This is a genomic window from Azoarcus sp. KH32C (assembly GCF_000349945.1).
GTDB lineage: Bacteria > Pseudomonadota > Gammaproteobacteria > Burkholderiales > Rhodocyclaceae > Aromatoleum.
Genome location: NC_020516.1, coordinates 4,265,987 through 4,279,946, shown reverse-complemented (window position 1 = coordinate 4,279,946; position 13,960 = coordinate 4,265,987). Strand labels below are relative to the sequence as shown.

Annotated in this window: 17 protein-coding genes; 8 read left to right on the top strand and 9 right to left on the bottom strand. The window is 66.0% G+C overall.

Going from position 1 to position 13,960, the window contains the following annotated elements; genetic code table 11:
* Positions 1-68: 68 nt before the first annotated feature.
* The gene (locus AZKH_RS19115) at positions 69-374 is read left to right on the top strand and encodes a c-type cytochrome (RefSeq protein WP_015437442.1); all 306 of its coding nucleotides are present in this window, start codon (positions 69-71) and stop codon (positions 372-374) included.
* A gap of 64 nt (positions 375-438) precedes the next feature.
* Here the strand turns inward: AZKH_RS19115 and AZKH_RS19110 are convergent, their stop codons facing one another.
* Together AZKH_RS19110 and AZKH_RS19105 are read right to left on the bottom strand one after the other, a co-directional pair.
* The gene (locus AZKH_RS19110; protein ID WP_015437441.1) at positions 439-1,575 is read right to left on the bottom strand and encodes an EAL and HDOD domain-containing protein; all 1,137 of its coding nucleotides are present in this window, start codon (positions 1,573-1,575) and stop codon (positions 439-441) included.
* 4 nt (positions 1,576-1,579) lie between these two features.
* The gene (locus tag AZKH_RS19105) at positions 1,580-2,605 is read right to left on the bottom strand and encodes a CDP-6-deoxy-delta-3,4-glucoseen reductase (RefSeq protein ID WP_041656403.1); all 1,026 of its coding nucleotides are present in this window, start codon (positions 2,603-2,605) and stop codon (positions 1,580-1,582) included.
* Between the two features lie 21 nt (positions 2,606-2,626).
* Between AZKH_RS19105 and AZKH_RS19100 the strand changes: the two genes are divergently transcribed.
* The 3 genes from AZKH_RS19100 (at position 2,627) to AZKH_RS19090 (ending at position 5,202) form a co-directional block, all read left to right on the top strand.
* Positions 2,627-3,517 carry an SDR family oxidoreductase gene (locus tag AZKH_RS19100; RefSeq protein ID WP_041656401.1) on the top strand — a complete coding sequence of 297 codons (891 nt, stop codon included), beginning with the start codon at positions 2,627-2,629 and terminating at the stop codon, positions 3,515-3,517.
* 87 nt (positions 3,518-3,604) lie between these two features.
* Positions 3,605-4,015 (top strand): CopD family protein, encoded by a 411-nt coding sequence (locus tag AZKH_RS19095; protein WP_015437438.1) that lies wholly within the window; start codon positions 3,605-3,607, stop codon positions 4,013-4,015.
* A gap of 26 nt (positions 4,016-4,041) precedes the next feature.
* Positions 4,042-5,202, top strand: coding sequence for a class I SAM-dependent RNA methyltransferase (locus AZKH_RS19090; protein ID WP_015437437.1), 1,161 nt, complete (start codon positions 4,042-4,044; stop codon positions 5,200-5,202).
* A gap of 106 nt (positions 5,203-5,308) precedes the next feature.
* On the opposite strand, the gene AZKH_RS19085 is transcribed toward AZKH_RS19090, so the two are convergent.
* Both AZKH_RS19085 and AZKH_RS19080 read right to left on the bottom strand, forming a co-directional pair.
* Complete coding sequence (locus tag AZKH_RS19085) at positions 5,309-6,442, bottom strand: PilT/PilU family type 4a pilus ATPase (RefSeq protein ID WP_015437436.1); 1,134 nt, start codon at positions 6,440-6,442, stop codon at positions 5,309-5,311.
* Between the two features lie 122 nt (positions 6,443-6,564).
* A complete protein-coding gene (locus tag AZKH_RS19080) occupies positions 6,565-7,605 on the bottom strand; it encodes a type IV pilus twitching motility protein PilT (RefSeq protein ID WP_015437435.1) in 1,041 nt (346 codons plus the stop codon).
* A 104-nt stretch (positions 7,606-7,709) separates the two neighbouring features.
* Between AZKH_RS19080 and AZKH_RS19075 the strand changes: the two genes are divergently transcribed.
* Genes AZKH_RS19075 through AZKH_RS19060 form a run of 4 tightly spaced genes read left to right on the top strand, consistent with a single transcriptional unit; the run spans position 7,710 to position 10,119 of the window.
* Positions 7,710-8,411 carry a YggS family pyridoxal phosphate-dependent enzyme gene (locus tag AZKH_RS19075; RefSeq protein ID WP_041656400.1) on the top strand — a complete coding sequence of 234 codons (702 nt, stop codon included), beginning with the start codon at positions 7,710-7,712 and terminating at the stop codon, positions 8,409-8,411.
* 8 nt (positions 8,412-8,419) lie between these two features.
* Complete coding sequence (proC, locus tag AZKH_RS19070; RefSeq protein ID WP_041657589.1) at positions 8,420-9,232, top strand: pyrroline-5-carboxylate reductase; 813 nt, start codon at positions 8,420-8,422, stop codon at positions 9,230-9,232.
* A 6-nt stretch (positions 9,233-9,238) separates the two neighbouring features.
* Complete coding sequence (locus AZKH_RS19065; protein ID WP_015437432.1) at positions 9,239-9,823, top strand: YggT family protein; 585 nt, start codon at positions 9,239-9,241, stop codon at positions 9,821-9,823.
* Positions 9,820-10,119 carry a DUF167 family protein gene (locus tag AZKH_RS19060; protein WP_015437431.1) on the top strand — a complete coding sequence of 100 codons (300 nt, stop codon included), beginning with the start codon at positions 9,820-9,822 and terminating at the stop codon, positions 10,117-10,119. Before AZKH_RS19065 ends, AZKH_RS19060 begins: the two co-directional genes overlap by 4 nt.
* A 36-nt stretch (positions 10,120-10,155) precedes the next feature.
* Here the strand turns inward: AZKH_RS19060 and AZKH_RS19055 are convergent, their stop codons facing one another.
* Genes AZKH_RS19055 through AZKH_RS19035 form a run of 5 tightly spaced genes read right to left on the bottom strand, consistent with a single transcriptional unit; the run spans position 10,156 to position 13,922 of the window.
* Entirely contained in the window at positions 10,156-11,436 is a 1,281-nt protein-coding gene (locus tag AZKH_RS19055; protein WP_015437430.1) for a dihydroorotase, read from the bottom strand.
* Entirely contained in the window at positions 11,436-12,410 is a 975-nt protein-coding gene (locus AZKH_RS19050; RefSeq protein WP_015437429.1) for an aspartate carbamoyltransferase catalytic subunit, read from the bottom strand. The genes AZKH_RS19055 and AZKH_RS19050 overlap by 1 nt, the downstream gene beginning before the upstream one ends.
* On the bottom strand, positions 12,403-12,903 hold the full coding sequence (gene pyrR, locus AZKH_RS19045) for a bifunctional pyr operon transcriptional regulator/uracil phosphoribosyltransferase PyrR (protein WP_041657586.1): 501 nt from the start codon (positions 12,901-12,903) through the stop codon (positions 12,403-12,405). Before pyrR ends, AZKH_RS19050 begins: the two co-directional genes overlap by 8 nt.
* Positions 12,890-13,363 carry a Holliday junction resolvase RuvX gene (gene ruvX, locus AZKH_RS19040; RefSeq protein ID WP_015437427.1) on the bottom strand — a complete coding sequence of 158 codons (474 nt, stop codon included), beginning with the start codon at positions 13,361-13,363 and terminating at the stop codon, positions 12,890-12,892. The genes pyrR and ruvX overlap by 14 nt, the downstream gene beginning before the upstream one ends.
* Positions 13,356-13,922, bottom strand: a complete 567-nt coding sequence (locus tag AZKH_RS19035; RefSeq protein ID WP_015437426.1) for a YqgE/AlgH family protein — start codon at positions 13,920-13,922, stop codon at positions 13,356-13,358. Before AZKH_RS19035 ends, ruvX begins: the two co-directional genes overlap by 8 nt.
* Positions 13,923-13,960 lie beyond the last annotated feature (38 nt).

The following is a 13,960-nucleotide window of genomic DNA, read 5'->3' as shown; positions in this document are numbered from 1 at the left end:
TAGCAAAGCGGTGATGCTTGGTTTAATATCCAGCCGGTTTCAACACCACCATCAAAAAGGAAATGAGCATGAAAGTTTTCGTTGCTGCCGCGGTTGCCGCGGGCCTTCTCTCCGCTGCTCCGGCCTTCGCCAACATGGAACTGGCCAAGGCAAAGAACTGCCTGACCTGTCACTCTGTTGACCAGAAGCTGGTCGGCCCGGCATACAAGGACGTTGCGAAGAAGTACGCGGGCGACTCGACCGCCGTTGCCAAGCTCGCCGAAAAGATCCAGAAGGGTGGTTCGGGTGTTTGGGGCCAGATGCCGATGCCGGCAAACCCGGTTACCCCGGAAGAAGCCAAGACCCTGGCAACCTGGGTTCTGTCGCTCAAGTAATCGACCTTGCGGTCGCAAAAAAGCCAGCCTTGGGCTGGCTTTTTTTATTCTTTCCGACCCGCGCTCAAGCCTGCAGGCTGTCTGCGAAACCGAGCGCGCCGATGAGCGCACGATTGATCTGCGCCGGTTCGAGTTGCAGCTCGGCGGCCTGTTTCTCGAGTTCCGTGCTGTCGAAGCTCTCGCACAGGCGGGCCAGTTTCAGGAACGGTGCGTAGGCGCCCTGTTCGTAGAGCAGGGCGTCGGTCACCGCCGCGGGCAGGTGCATTTCGTCGAGAACGCGTTGCATCGAGGTGCCGAGCAGCAGGTTCAGCAGCGAAAATGCGCCGGTGATGAACAGGTTGTCGTGTTCGGATTTCTCGAAGAAGCTTGCGCCGATCTGCTCCATGAAGCGGCCGCGCACGATGGCAGTCTGCATCATCGCCGGCGCGCTCGGGTCGCGGCTCGCGCCGACGAGCAGCAGCGACAGCCACTTGTGCAGGTTGGCGTAGCCGAGAATGCTGACGGCGTGGCGGAAGGACTGGATCTCGCAGCTCAGGCCGAAGCCGGCCGAGTTGATGTAGCGGAGCAACTTGTACGAAAGCGCGACGTCCTGACGCAACGCAGCCTCGATCTCCTTGATGTCTGCGTTGTTGCGGACAAGGTTCAGGAGCCGGACGATCTGTGCGTGACCAGGAGCGAGTTCCTTGGGCGGCGGGTTGCCGTGCAGGAAGAACCAGCCGGAGGCGCCGTCGTAGCCGGATTGAACCGCCTCCTGGAATCCGCTCACGTTCGGCAGACCCCACGCAAGCGTGATGCCGGGCGAACCCGCGGGAGTCTGATGGCGCCGGCGATCCATCAGTACGAAGCGCCAGTCACAGTCGGCCGGCAGCGGCGTGCCGGGCGCAAACCAGCTCAGGCACATGCTGATCCCTGCATCGCGCAGCTGGGGGAGCAAAGCCTGTGTCTGGGGATGCGCCAGCGTCTGCGACGGAATTTCGACCATCGCATTCGGCGGCGCCTGCCACTTCATCAGGTCCGGGGTCGGCACCAGTCGCCCGAGGCACACGAACACCGTGTGCTGGGTCGGCCAGACCTCGGCCAGTTCGTTGAGCGTCTCGACCACCGAGCCCATGTTGGGGCCGTGCGCAACCAGGCGATTCGCCGTGATCGCACGGTTCTTGTTGACGACGGGTTCTCGGGTGAGGATGGTGGTCTGGGGCATAGTCTCAGCGAGCCGTGTCGGAGGCAAAGGTGAAAGCGTCTGCGAAGAACGCGTCTTCCGCAAGCGCGCATTTCGCGGTCAGGTCCTGCCTTGCAGCATCGATCATCGCCGGCGCGCCGCACGCATACACCTCGTGTGACGACAGGTCCGGGAAGTCCTGCATCACGGCATGATGCACGAGACCCCTGCGTCCGCGCCAGTCGTCTTCTGTGGTGGCGTCGGATAGCACGGGCACGTAACGGAAGCCGGGCAGGGCGCTTTCCCAGGAGCGGGCAAGTTCGTCCATGTACAGGCCGGCCCGGTTGCGCGAGCCCCAGTAGAGGGTGATCGGACGCGTGACGCGGGCGTGGATCGCGTGCTCGACGATGCTCTTGATCGGGGCGAAGCCCGTCCCGCCAGCGATCATCACGATCGGCCGGGTGGAGTCTTCACGCAGGCCGAAGCTGCCGATCGGGCCTTCGAAGCGCAGGATGTCGCGTTCCTTCATCGTCGTGAAGACCTGCTCCGTGAAGCCGCCGCCGGGCACGAGCCGAATGTGCAGCTCCATCGTTTCGGCGTCTTCCGGCGGATTCGCGATCGAAAAGCTGCGGCGCCGCCCGTCGGCGAGCAGGAAGTCGATGTACTGCCCGGCGCGGAAGCGGAAGGTCTCGCTGGCGGGGAGCTTCGCTTCGAGGATCATCACGTCCGGGGCGGCACGCGTCAGGCGTTGCACGCGGCAGGGCAGCTTCTTGACCGGAATGTCGCCGGCCGTGGTCACGTTGCGTGCCTCAATGACGAGGTCCGAGCGCGCGTGGGCCTTGCAGAAGAGCGTCATGCCGGCGCTGCGATCGGCTTCGCTCAGGGCGCTGCCCGACACCGCCCCGAGCGCCACGTCTCCGCTGACGACCTTGCCCTTGCAGGCGCCGCAGGCGCCGTCGCGGCATCCGTAAGGGATGACGATGCCAGCCGCAAGCGCGGCTTCGAGGATCGTCTGGTCTTCGTTGGCGTCGAAGCGTTGTCCGCCGGGGGTGAGGGAAATCTGGAACGACATCGGGCGTGAGATAATTGGCTGATGAAAAATATATTGATCGTCGGCAGCGGTGATGTGGCCCGGCGCGCAATTCCATGGCTCGCGAAGCGCTTTCGTGTCCTTGCCGTCACGCGACGCGCTGAATCCTGCGCCGAACTCCGGAGCCTCGGCGCGACACCTCTGCTCGCGGATCTCGATGATCGCCGCAGTCTGCAGCGTCTCGCCGGCGTGGCCGATGCGGTGCTGCATTTTGCCCCGCCGCCCGAGCGCGGAGCGCGGGACATGCGTACAGCAAGGCTTCTGGCTGCCCTCGCGTGCAGGGGGAGTCTACCACAGCGACTGATCTACATTAGTACGACCGGGGTATATGGCGACTGCGACGGCGCATGGGTCGATGAGACCCGCCCGTGCCGGCCGAAGACGGATCGCGCACGCCGGCGCGTCGATGCGGAAACGCGCCTGCGCCGCTTCGGCGCGCGGACCGGCGTCCAGGTGTCGATCCTGCGCGCGCCGGGCATCTATGCTGCCGAGCGCCTACCCGTGGCGCGCCTGCAGCGGGGTGATCCCGTGCTGGTCGCGGACGAGGACGTTCATACCAACCACATCCACGCCGAGGACCTCGCGCGGCTGGCTTCGCTGGCGCTGTTTCGCGGCAGGCGCGGGCGCGTCTACAATGCGGTCGATGATACCTGCATGAAGATGGGCGATTATTTCGATTTCGCCGCGGATCTGTTCGGCTTGCCGCGCCCCGAGCGCGTGACGCGAGCCGAACTGGCCGCGCGGATTTCGCCAATGGCGCTGACTTTCATGTCCGAGTCCCGCAGGCTCGGCAATGCGCGGCTGCGGAGCGAGCTGCGGGTCGCGTTGAAGTTTCCGACCGTGCGCGAGGGCTTGCAGGCGGCGCGCGCTGGCGGGGCTGCCTGCAGCGGCTGACGCGGTGTCGCCCTTGCCGTCATGGCGGCGAGTCGGCGCGCGGGTTCAGGCATTTTCCGATTTGAAATCCTTGCAAAGGAGTTGTCGATGCTGGTGGTGAAGGCGCTGCACATCATTTTTGTCGTGAGCTGGTTTGCCGGTCTGTTCTATCTGCCGCGCCTGTTCGTCAATCACGCGATGGTCGGCGACGCGGCGACGCGCGAGCGGCTCGCGTTGATGGAGTACAAGCTCTACCGCTTCATGACGCCGCTGGGAATCCTTGCCGTCCTGCTCGGTTTCTGGCTGTGGTTCGGCTACGGCTTTGCTGGCGGGTGGCTGCATGCGAAGACGACGCTGGTGATGTTCCTCATCGTCTATCACCTGTATTGTGGCCGCCTGATGCGCGACTTCGCGGCCGGACGCAACCAGCGCAGCCACAAGTGGTACCGCGTGTTCAACGAGGTGCCGGTGCTGGTGCTGTTCGTGGTGGTGTTCCTGGTGGTGCTGAAGCCGTTCTGATTTTCAATCTTCACTGATCTTTCTTTATGTCCGAATCCTTCTTCTCGCCCTGTCCGCGGGGCCTCGAGCCCCTGCTTGCCGACGAACTGACCGCCATCGGTGCGCAATACGTCGAGCCGACGCACGGCGGCGTCGCCTTTGCCGGCGACTGGAGCGTGTGCTACCGCGCGAACCTCGAGAGCCGGCTGGCGACGCGGGTGATGTGGCGCATTGCGCAGGGGCGCTACCGCAGCGAGGAGGACATCTATCGTCTCGCCTACGGCCCCACCTGGGCCAAGTGGTTCACCCCGGATGACACGATCCGCGTCCAGGTGACGGCCAAGCAGTCGCCGCTGCGCAGCCTCGAGTTCGTCACCTTGCGCATCAAGGATGCGGTGTGCGATCACTTCCGCACCGTCACCGGGAAGCGGCCGAGCGTCGATACCGCGAATCCGGCCATCCGTCTGCATGCGTTCCTGACGCGCGACACGGTGACGCTGTATCTCGACACCTCGGGCGAGCCGCTCTACAAGCGCGGCTTCAAGCAGGCCGCCGTCGAAGCGCCGCTGAAGGAAAACCTCGCCGCGGGCATCCTGCGGCTGACCGGTTGGCAGCCTGGCGAGGCGCTGATCGACCCGATGTGCGGCAGCGGTACTTTCCTGATCGAGGCCGCGCAGATGGCGCTGGACATCGCGCCCGGCCTCGGACGGAGCTTCGCGTTCGAGCGATTCAAGCATCTCGACCGCGCCGCATGGGCGGGCGTGAAGCGTGCCGCGGAAGAGCGCCGCAAGGCGCCGCGACCGTTGCCGATCTACGGCTCGGATCTCGTCGGCGATCAGGTGCGACGTACCCGCGTGAACCTGCAGGCCGCGGGCCTGGGGGCGTGCGTGACGCTGGATCGGGCCGATTTCCTGACGCGCGAGGCGCCGGCGGCGGAAGGCGTGCTGGTGACGAATCCGCCTTACGGCGTGCGGATCGGCGAGGCCGAGGCGCTCGCGGAGCTCTATCCGCAGCTCGGCGACGCGCTCAAGCAGCGCTGGAGCGGCTGGCGCTGCTATTTCCTGAGTGCGGACCCGAATCTGCCGAAGCTCATCGGCCTCAAGGCGAGCAAGCGCACGCCGCTCTTCAATGGCGCGCTGGAATGCCGCCTGTTCGAATACAAGATGATCGCCGGCAGCAACCGCCGTAAGCCGGTCGAAGAGGCCTGACGACGGGGGCGGAGTTTGTGAAGAAATCGTAGCGAGCGGCCCGAGTCCGTTCCTGCCTGGGTCGGCAGGAGCGGAATCGGGCCGCGCAGTAGATCTATTCGCGAACTCAGACGATGTCGAGGTGCTGGATGCCGGACACCAGGTCCTTGTCGCCGTGCTTGCTGTTGAGCTTGATCTGCAGGCGCAGGTCGTTCACGGAGTCGGCGTTGCGCAGTGCGTCCTCGTAGGCGATCAGTTCTTCCTCGTAGAGGTCGAAGAGGCTCTGGTCGAAGGTCTGCATGCCGAGTTCGCGCGAGCGCTTCATCACTTCCTTGATGCCTGGCACTTCGCCCTTGAAGATCAGGTCGGAGATCAGCGGCGAGTTGAGCAGCACTTCGACTGCCGGCACGCGTCCCTTGCGGCCCTTGAGCGGCAGCAGGCGCTGCGAGATCAGCGCGCGCAGGTTCAGCGACAGGTCCATCAGCAGCTGCTGGCGGCGGTCTTCGGGGAAGAAGTTGATGATCCGGTCGAGCGCCTGGTTGGCACTGTTGGCGTGCAGCGTCGCGAGGCAGAGGTGGCCGGTTTCGGCGAAGGCGATGGCGTAGTCCATCGTCTCGCGGTCGCGGATTTCACCCATCAGGATCACGTCGGGCGCCTGGCGCAGCGTGTTCTTCAGCGCCGCCTCCCAGTCCTCGGTATCGATGCCGATCTCGCGCTGCGTGACGATGCAGTTCTTGTGCTGATGCACGTATTCGATCGGGTCTTCGACCGTGATGATGTGGCCGTAGGAGTGTTCGTTGCGGAAGTCGACCATCGCGGCGAGCGAGGTTGTCTTACCGGTGCCGGTACCGCCGACGAAGATCACGAGTCCGCGCTTGGCCATCGCGACGTCGCGCAGCACCGTCGGCATGCCGAGTTCGTCGAAGGTCGGGATCTTTTGCGCGATGGTCCGCAGCACGAGGCCGACCTTGCCCTGCTGGATGAAGGCGTTGGCACGGAAGCGGCCGATGCCGGCCGGCGAGATGGCGAAATTGCATTCCTTGGTCGATTCGAACTCCGCCGCCTGGCGGTCGTTCATCACGGCGCGAGCGAGTTCCGCGGTGTGTTGCCCGGTCAGCGTCTGGTTCGACTGCGGCACGACTTTGCCGTCGACCTTGATGGCCGGCGGGAAGCCGGCGGTGATGAAAAGGTCGGAGCCGTTCTTCTGCACCATCAGCTTGAGCAGATCGTGCATGAACTTGAGGGCCTGATCGCGTTCCATTTATGGGCTCCAGCGGGGATTTGTGCGTGTGGCGTGTAGCACGTGATTATCGGTCGCCGCGACGCTGCGTGGAAAGCACGCGGAATCGGCGAAGCGATAGTTTTCGATGGCGGCGGCAGCGCTCAGGCGAAGTTGTCCTTGTTCTGCGCCTTCTGCTTGGCTTCGCCGGCGGAGACGATATTGCGCCGGACGAGGTCCGCGAGGTTCTGGTCCAGCGTCTGCATGCCGACGTTCTGACCGGTCTGGATCGCGGAGTACATCTGTGCGATCTTGTTCTCGCGGATCAGGTTGCGGATCGCGGGGGTGCCGATCATGATCTCGTGCGCGGCGACGCGGCCCTGGCCGTCCTTGGTCTTCAAGAGCGTCTGCGCGATGACCGCACGCAGCGACTCGGACAGCATCGAGCGGACCATTTCCTTTTCGGCGGCGGGGAAGACGTCGACGATACGGTCGATGGTCTTGGCCGCCGACGAGGTGTGCAGCGTGCCGAACACCAAGTGGCCGGTTTCGGCGCCGGTCAGCGCGAGGCGGATGGTTTCGAGGTCGCGCAATTCGCCGACGAGGATCACGTCCGGGTCTTCACGCAGTGCCGAGCGCAGCGCGTTGTTGAACGACAGCGTGTCGCGCGCGACTTCGCGCTGGTTGATCAGGCAGCGCTTGGATTCATGCACGAATTCGATCGGGTCCTCGATCGTCAGGATGTGGCCGTATTCGTTGTCGTTGACATGGTCGATCATCGCCGCGAGCGTCGTCGACTTGCCCGACCCGGTCGGGCCGGTCACGAGCACGATGCCGCGCGGCTGGTTCGAGATTTCCTTGAAGATCTTCGGCGCGTTGAGTTCTTCGAGCGACAGGACCTTCGACGGAATGGTCCGGAACACCGCGGCGGCGCCGCGGTTCTGGTTGAAGGCGTTGACGCGGAAACGGGCGAGGTTGGGCACCGCGAACGAGAAGTCGCATTCGAGCACTTCTTCGTATTGCTTGCGCTGGGCGTCATTCATGATGTCATACACCATGGAATGGACGTCCTTGTGTTCCATCGGAGGCAGGTTGATGCGCCGCACGTCGCCATGTACGCGGATCATCGGCGGAAGGCCGGAGGACAGGTGCAGGTCGGAGGCCTTGTTCTTGACCGCGAAGGCGAGCAGTTCGGTGATATCCATTGGATCGTCGCAGGGATTTCTTGCTGGGTGGCGAGCGGGAGGGCGTGCTGATGGGCGATGCTATACTCGCCGGGCCGGATTTTGGAGTGAAGGTCTGCCGTTATATGACATCAATCTCAGCTAACTTGCAAGACGTGCGCACGCGGATTGCTAACGCTGCCGCGGCTGCCGGGCGGTCGCCGGGGGAGATTGCGCTGCTGGCGGTGAGCAAGACGTGGCCGGCGGGTTGCGTGGCGCAGGCGGCGGCCGCAGGACAGCGCCTGTTCGGCGAGAATTACGTGCAGGAAGGCGTAGCCAAGATTGGGGAACTGCGCTCGCTCGGACTCGAATGGCATTTCATCGGCCCGCTCCAGAGCAACAAGACGCGGCCGGTGGCGGAGAGTTTCGACTGGGTGCATTCGATCGATCGGCTGAAGCTCGCGCAGCGCCTGTCGGAGCAGCGCGACGCGTCTCTGCCGCCGCTCAACGTCTGCATCCAGGTGAATGTCAGCGGCGAGGCGAGCAAGAGCGGAGTGGCGCCGGGCGAGGCGCGCGTGCTGGCGCGGGAGGTCGCAGCGCTGCCGCGGATCCGGTTGCGTGGATTGATGTGCATTCCCGAGCCGACGGACGACGAGCGCTTGCTGCGCTCGCGCTTCGCGACGCTGCGCGGATTGCGCGACGAGTTGAATGCCGAAGGGCTCGCACTCGACACCCTGTCGATGGGCATGTCGCACGACCTCGAGGCGGCGATTGCCGAGGGGGCGACGATGCTGCGGGTCGGGACTGCGATTTTTGGCGCACGCGAGGTGCGCAAGGGAGAGACATGACGAATCGGATCAAGATCAGTTTTCTGGGCGGCGGCAACATGGCTACCGCGCTGATCGGGGGGATGCTGGAGCGCGGTTTTTCCGCCTCGGACATCCAGGTGGTCGATCTGCAGGCGGAAAACCGCGAGCGGCTGGCGAGCCGCTTCGGCGTGCGGGCGGTCGGCGAGGTCGACGATGCGCTGCTCGCATGCGACGTGCTCGTGCTGGCGGTGAAGCCGCAACAGATGAAGGCGGCGCTGGCGCCGATCGCGGGCCGGCTCGCGCAGCAGGTGGTGGTGAGCATCGCGGCCGGGCTGCGTATCGCGGACATGGGCCGCTGGCTGGGCGGCTACTCGCGAATCGTGCGGGCGATGCCGAACACGCCGGCGCTGATCGGCGCGGGAGTCACGGGCCTGTACGCCGATCCGTCGGTGGAGGCGGCTGGGCGCGAGGCGGCCGAGCGTGTGCTGGCGGCGGTCGGCACCACCGCGTGGATCGGCGACGAGGCGCAGATGGACGCGGTGACGGCGGTCTCGGGCAGCGGTCCGGCCTATGTCTTCCATTTCATCGAGGCGCTGGAGGCAGCCGGCGCTTCGCTCGGCTTCGATGGTGCGACGGCGCGGCGGCTCGCGATCGACACGGTACTGGGCGCGGCGAAGCTTGCGGCCGATTCCGAAGAGTCGCCGGCGGTGCTGCGCGAGCGGGTCACGTCGAAGGGCGGGACGACCGAGGCGGCGCTGAAGAGCCTGGCCGAGTCGGGCTTCTTCGACGCGATCGTGCGTGCGGTCGCGGCTGCCGAAGTGCGTGGCCGCGAACTCGGCGATCAACTCGGCAAGGGCTGATCGACGATGCTCGGCAACATTCTGCTGGTGGTGCTCGACGCCGTGTTCGGCTTCATCACGATGATGCTGTTGGCGCGCTTCTTCATGCAGTGGCTGCGGGTGTCCTTCCGCAACCAAATCGGCCAGTTCGTGGTCGCGACAACCGACTGGGTCGTGCGGCCGCTGCGGCGGGTGATCCCCGGGCTGATGGGACTGGACATGGCGAGCCTGCTGCCAGCCTGGCTGTTCCAGACGCTGTTCGTCTTCATCGAGTTGGTGCTGCGCGGCGTCCCTCTTTCGTCCGCCGGCATTGGCGGCCTGATTGTGGGCCTGTGGGGGCTCGGCCTGCTGGAGCTGCTGCGGATGGCGCTGTACCTGATCTTCGGCGTCGTGATGATGTCGGCGATCCTGTCGTGGGTGAATCCGCATGCGCCTGCGGCGTCGGTGTTCCACAATCTAGCCGCACCTTTCCTGCGGCCCTTCCGCCGCATCCTGCCGCCGATTGCGAACGTCGATCTGTCGCCCCTGGTGCTGTTGTTGATCCTGCAGATCGTGCTGATGGTGCTCGGCGGGCTGCGCGCGAATTTCGCTTCGCTGCTGATCGGCGCATGAGCGTGGAGTGGCTGCGCGAAGCGGCGGACGGCAGTGTCGTGCTGACGCTGCACATCCAGCCCGGCGCAAAGCGGACCGAGATCGTCGGCCTGCATGGCGAGGCGCTGAAAGTGCGGCTCGCCGCGCCGCCGGTCGACGGGAAGGCGAACGCGGCGCTATGTGCGTTCCTGGCGGAATTCTGCGGGGTGTCGCGCTCGATGGTGACGCTCGTCAGCGGCGAGACGTCGCGGGCGAAACGGGTGCGGGTCGAGGCCCCCGGAGCGGAGGCCGTCGCCCGGCTGCGTGCCCTCGGATAGGCATCCTCGAGCCGCAGCGCGGGCTGCCGGATTGCGTCAGTTGAGCTCGTGCATGATCTGGCCCTCGACCAGGGTGTAATGCACGCGGCCGGGCAGCTCCAGCCCCAGGAAGGGCGTGTTCTTGCCCTGGCTGCGCAGCTGGTCGCGGCTGATCGTCGTGTGCGACTCCGGGTCGAAGAGGCACAGGTCGGCGCGCGCGCCCGGACTCAGATGGCCGGCCTTGGTGGTGCCGACGATGCGCGCGGCGTCGGTGGTGACGCGCGCGAGCGCCTTCACCAGCGGCAGGCCGCTTTCCTGCGCCCATTTCAGCGTCAGCGGCAGCAGCAGTTCGAGGCCGGTCGCGCCGGGTTCGGATTCGCTGAACGGGGTCAGCTTGCCGTCGTCGTCGACCGGGGTGTGGTCCGAGCACAGCGCGTTGATGCGGCCGTCGGCGAGCCCCTGCCGCAATGCGTCCCGGTCGCGCAGGCTGCGCAGCGGCGGCACGAGGTGGCAGTTGCTGTTGAAGTAGCCGATGTCCATGTCGGACAGGTGCAGGTTGTTGATCGAGACGTCGCAGGTGATGTCGACGCCGCCCGCACGGGCCTGTTCGATCAGTTCGAGGCCGGCCGCGCTCGACAGGCGCGTGATGTGCAGGTTCGCACCCGTCCTGCGGGCGAGCTGGATGTAGGTGTAGAGCGCAATCGTTTCGGTCTCTGCCGGTACGCCAGGCAGACCGAGGCGGGATGCCACTTCGCCGTCGTGGGCGACGCCGATCGAGCTCAGGAAGGGGGTGAGCGGCTGCAGCCAGACGCGGAAGCCGAAGGTCGCTGCGTACTGCATCGCGCGCATCAGCACCGCGTTGTCGACGATCGGTTCGTTGGCCTGGCTGAAGGCGACGCAGCCGGCTTCGACGAGTTCCGCCATCTCCGACAGGCGCTGGCCCTTCAGGCCGAGCGTCAGAGCGCCGACCGGGTAGACGTGGGCGCGGTTGAGCTTCTTCGCGCGATAGCACAGCATCTCGACGAGACCGGGTTCGTCGAGAACGGGATCGGTGTCGGGCGGGATCGCGAGGCTCGTGACGCCGCCGGCCATTGCGGCGTCCATTTCGGATTCGAGCGTGGCGCGGTATTCGAAGCCGGGTTCGCGCAGGCGCGCGGCGAGGTCGATCAGGCCGGGGGCGACGACCAGTTTGCTCGCGTCGATCGTGCGTTCGGCGGTGAAGCCATCAGGGGCTTGGCCGAGGGCGAGGATCTTGCCGTCCGCGAGATACATGTCGCGGACTTCGTCGATGCCGTTGGCCGGGTCGACGACACGGCCGTTGGTGATGCGGATCTTCATTACTTGTTGCTCCCTTGCTGGCCGGCCAGCATGCTCATGACCGCCATGCGCACGGCGATCCCGAAGGTGACCTGCGGCAGGATCACGGCCTGCGCGCCGTCGGCCACCGCCGAGTCGATCTCGACGCCGCGGTTCATCGGGCCGGGGTGCATGACGATCGCGTCGGGCTTCGCGAGCGCGAGCTTCTCTGCGGTGAGGCCCCAGATCTTGTAGTACTCCTGCGGCGTCGGCAGCAGGGCGCCGTTCATGCGCTCGTTCTGCAGGCGCAGCATCATGACGACGTCGACGCCCTTGAGGCCTTCGCGCATGTCGTGGCAGACGCGCACGCCGAGGCGTTCGACCTCCGTCGGCAGCAGGGTCTTCGGGCCGATGACGCGCACTTCGGGCACGCCGAGCGTGGTCAGGGCCGAGATCTGCGAACGCGCGACGCGCGAGTGCAGCACGTCGCCGACGATGGCGACGGTGAGGTTCGTGAAGTCGCGCTTGTAGTGCCGGATCGTATACATGTCCAGCAGGCCCTGCGTCGGGTGCGCATGGCGGCCGTCACCGGCGTTGACGACGTGGATGTGGTCGCGCCCGGTGGCAAGCAGATGCTGCGCGATCAGGAAGGGCGCACCGCTCGCGGCGTGGCGCACGACGAACATGTCGGCCTGCATCGCGCACAGGTTGTCGACGGTGTCGAGCAGGCTCTCGCCCTTGGCGGTCGAGCTGGTCGAGACGTTGAGGTTTACGACGTCGGCCGACAGGCGCTTGGCGGCGATCTCGAAGGTCGTGCGGGTGCGCGTCGAGTTCTCGAAGAACAGGTTGAAGATGCTTTTGCCGCGCAGCAGCGGCAGCTTCTTCACTTCGCGTTCGGCGACTTCGGTGAAGGGCGCGGCAGTGTCGAGGATCGCGGTGATGACGTCGCGCGGCAGGCCGTCGATCGTCAGCAGGTGCTGCAGTTCGCCGTGTTTGTTGAGTTGGGGGTTATGCATCGATCAGCCTCAGGGTGAGCGCGCCGGCGGCGTCGGCTTCGAGTTCGAGCCGCTGGTTGGCCGGCAGGGGGGCGGGCAGGGTGAGGGCGCAGTACTTCGGCGCGATCGGCAGCTCGCGGCCGCCGCGGTCGATCAGCACCGCGAGGTCGACGCGGCCCGGGCGGCCGAAGTCGAACAGTTCGTTGATGGCGGCGCGCGTCGTGCGGCCGGTGTAGAGGACGTCGTCGACGATGATGACGTGGGCGCCTTCGACGTCGAAGGGGATCTCGGTGCGCTTGGGCTGCGGGTGCAGGCCGCGCGAGCCGAAGTCGTCGCGGTAGAAGGAGACGTCGATCGAGCCCGGCTGCTGCGTCACGCCTAGCGCCTCGGCGAGGCGTTTCGCGAGCCACACGCCGCCGGTATGAATGCCGACGAGGGCGGTGTCGGGGCGGACATGCGGCCGCATCTGCTCGATGAGCGTCTGGCAGAGCGCTTCTGCGTCAAGGTTGTGCATCATTTCGGGTGGCGTCCAGGAAGTGTTGCAGGATGATCTGTGCCGCGACGGCGTCGAGTAGGGGCTTGCGGTCTTGCCAGCGCTTGCGCCCGGCGCCGGCCAGCGAGCGTTCAGCCTCTGCGGAGCTCAGGCGTTCGTCGCATTCCAGGACGGGCAGGCCGTAGCGCCCGTGCAGCTGGTTGGCGAAGCGGCGGCAGCGGGCGGTCATCTCGTGCGGCGTGCCGTCGAGGTGGCTGGGAATGCCGACGACCAGGGCGACGGGGTGCCATTCGGCGAGGAGCTTTTCGATGGCGGCGAAGCGCGGCGCGTTGGCTTCGCCGCTGATCGTGACGAGCGCGCTGGCCTGGCCGGTTTCGAGTTCGCCGACGGCCACGCCGACGCGGGCGAGTCCGAAATCGAAGCCGAGCAGGGTGCCGCGGGCGGGCAGGGCGGCGGATGTGGCGGCGGCTGCCTCAGGCATGCCCCGCCGACTCGCTGAGGTTCGCGAAATCGATGCCGAGTCTTTGCATGGCCGCGGCGAGCCGTTCTTCGGGCGGCAGGCCGAATACGATCGAGAGGTCGGCCGGCACTGTGAGCCAGGCGTTCTCGGCGAGTTCCTGTTCGAGCTGCCCGGCGGCCCAGCCGGAGTATCCGAGGCTGACGAGGACTTCGGCCGGTTCGCCGCGACTGCCGATCGCCTGCAGGATGTCGCGCGAACTCGTCAGGCCGGCTTCGTCCATCACGTTGAGCGTGGAGTGCCATTCGCCGGCCGGGCGGTGCAGCACGAAGCCGCGGTCGGTCTGGACCGGGCCGCCGAAATACACCGGTTGTTCGGAGAAGCCGTCGACTTCCATCGTGAGATCGACGCGCTCGAACAGCGCTCCGAGCGTCATGTCGATCGGCCGGTTGACGATGATCCCCAACGCGCCCTGGTCGTTGTGCTCGGCGATGTAGGTGAGCGTGCGCGTGAAATTGGGATCGGTCATGCTGGGCATGGCGATCAGGAAATGATGCGTGAAGTTCGACGTAATGGCGCTCATGGCTGCATTTTAGCCTCTCGCGTGCCACGATGAGCAGT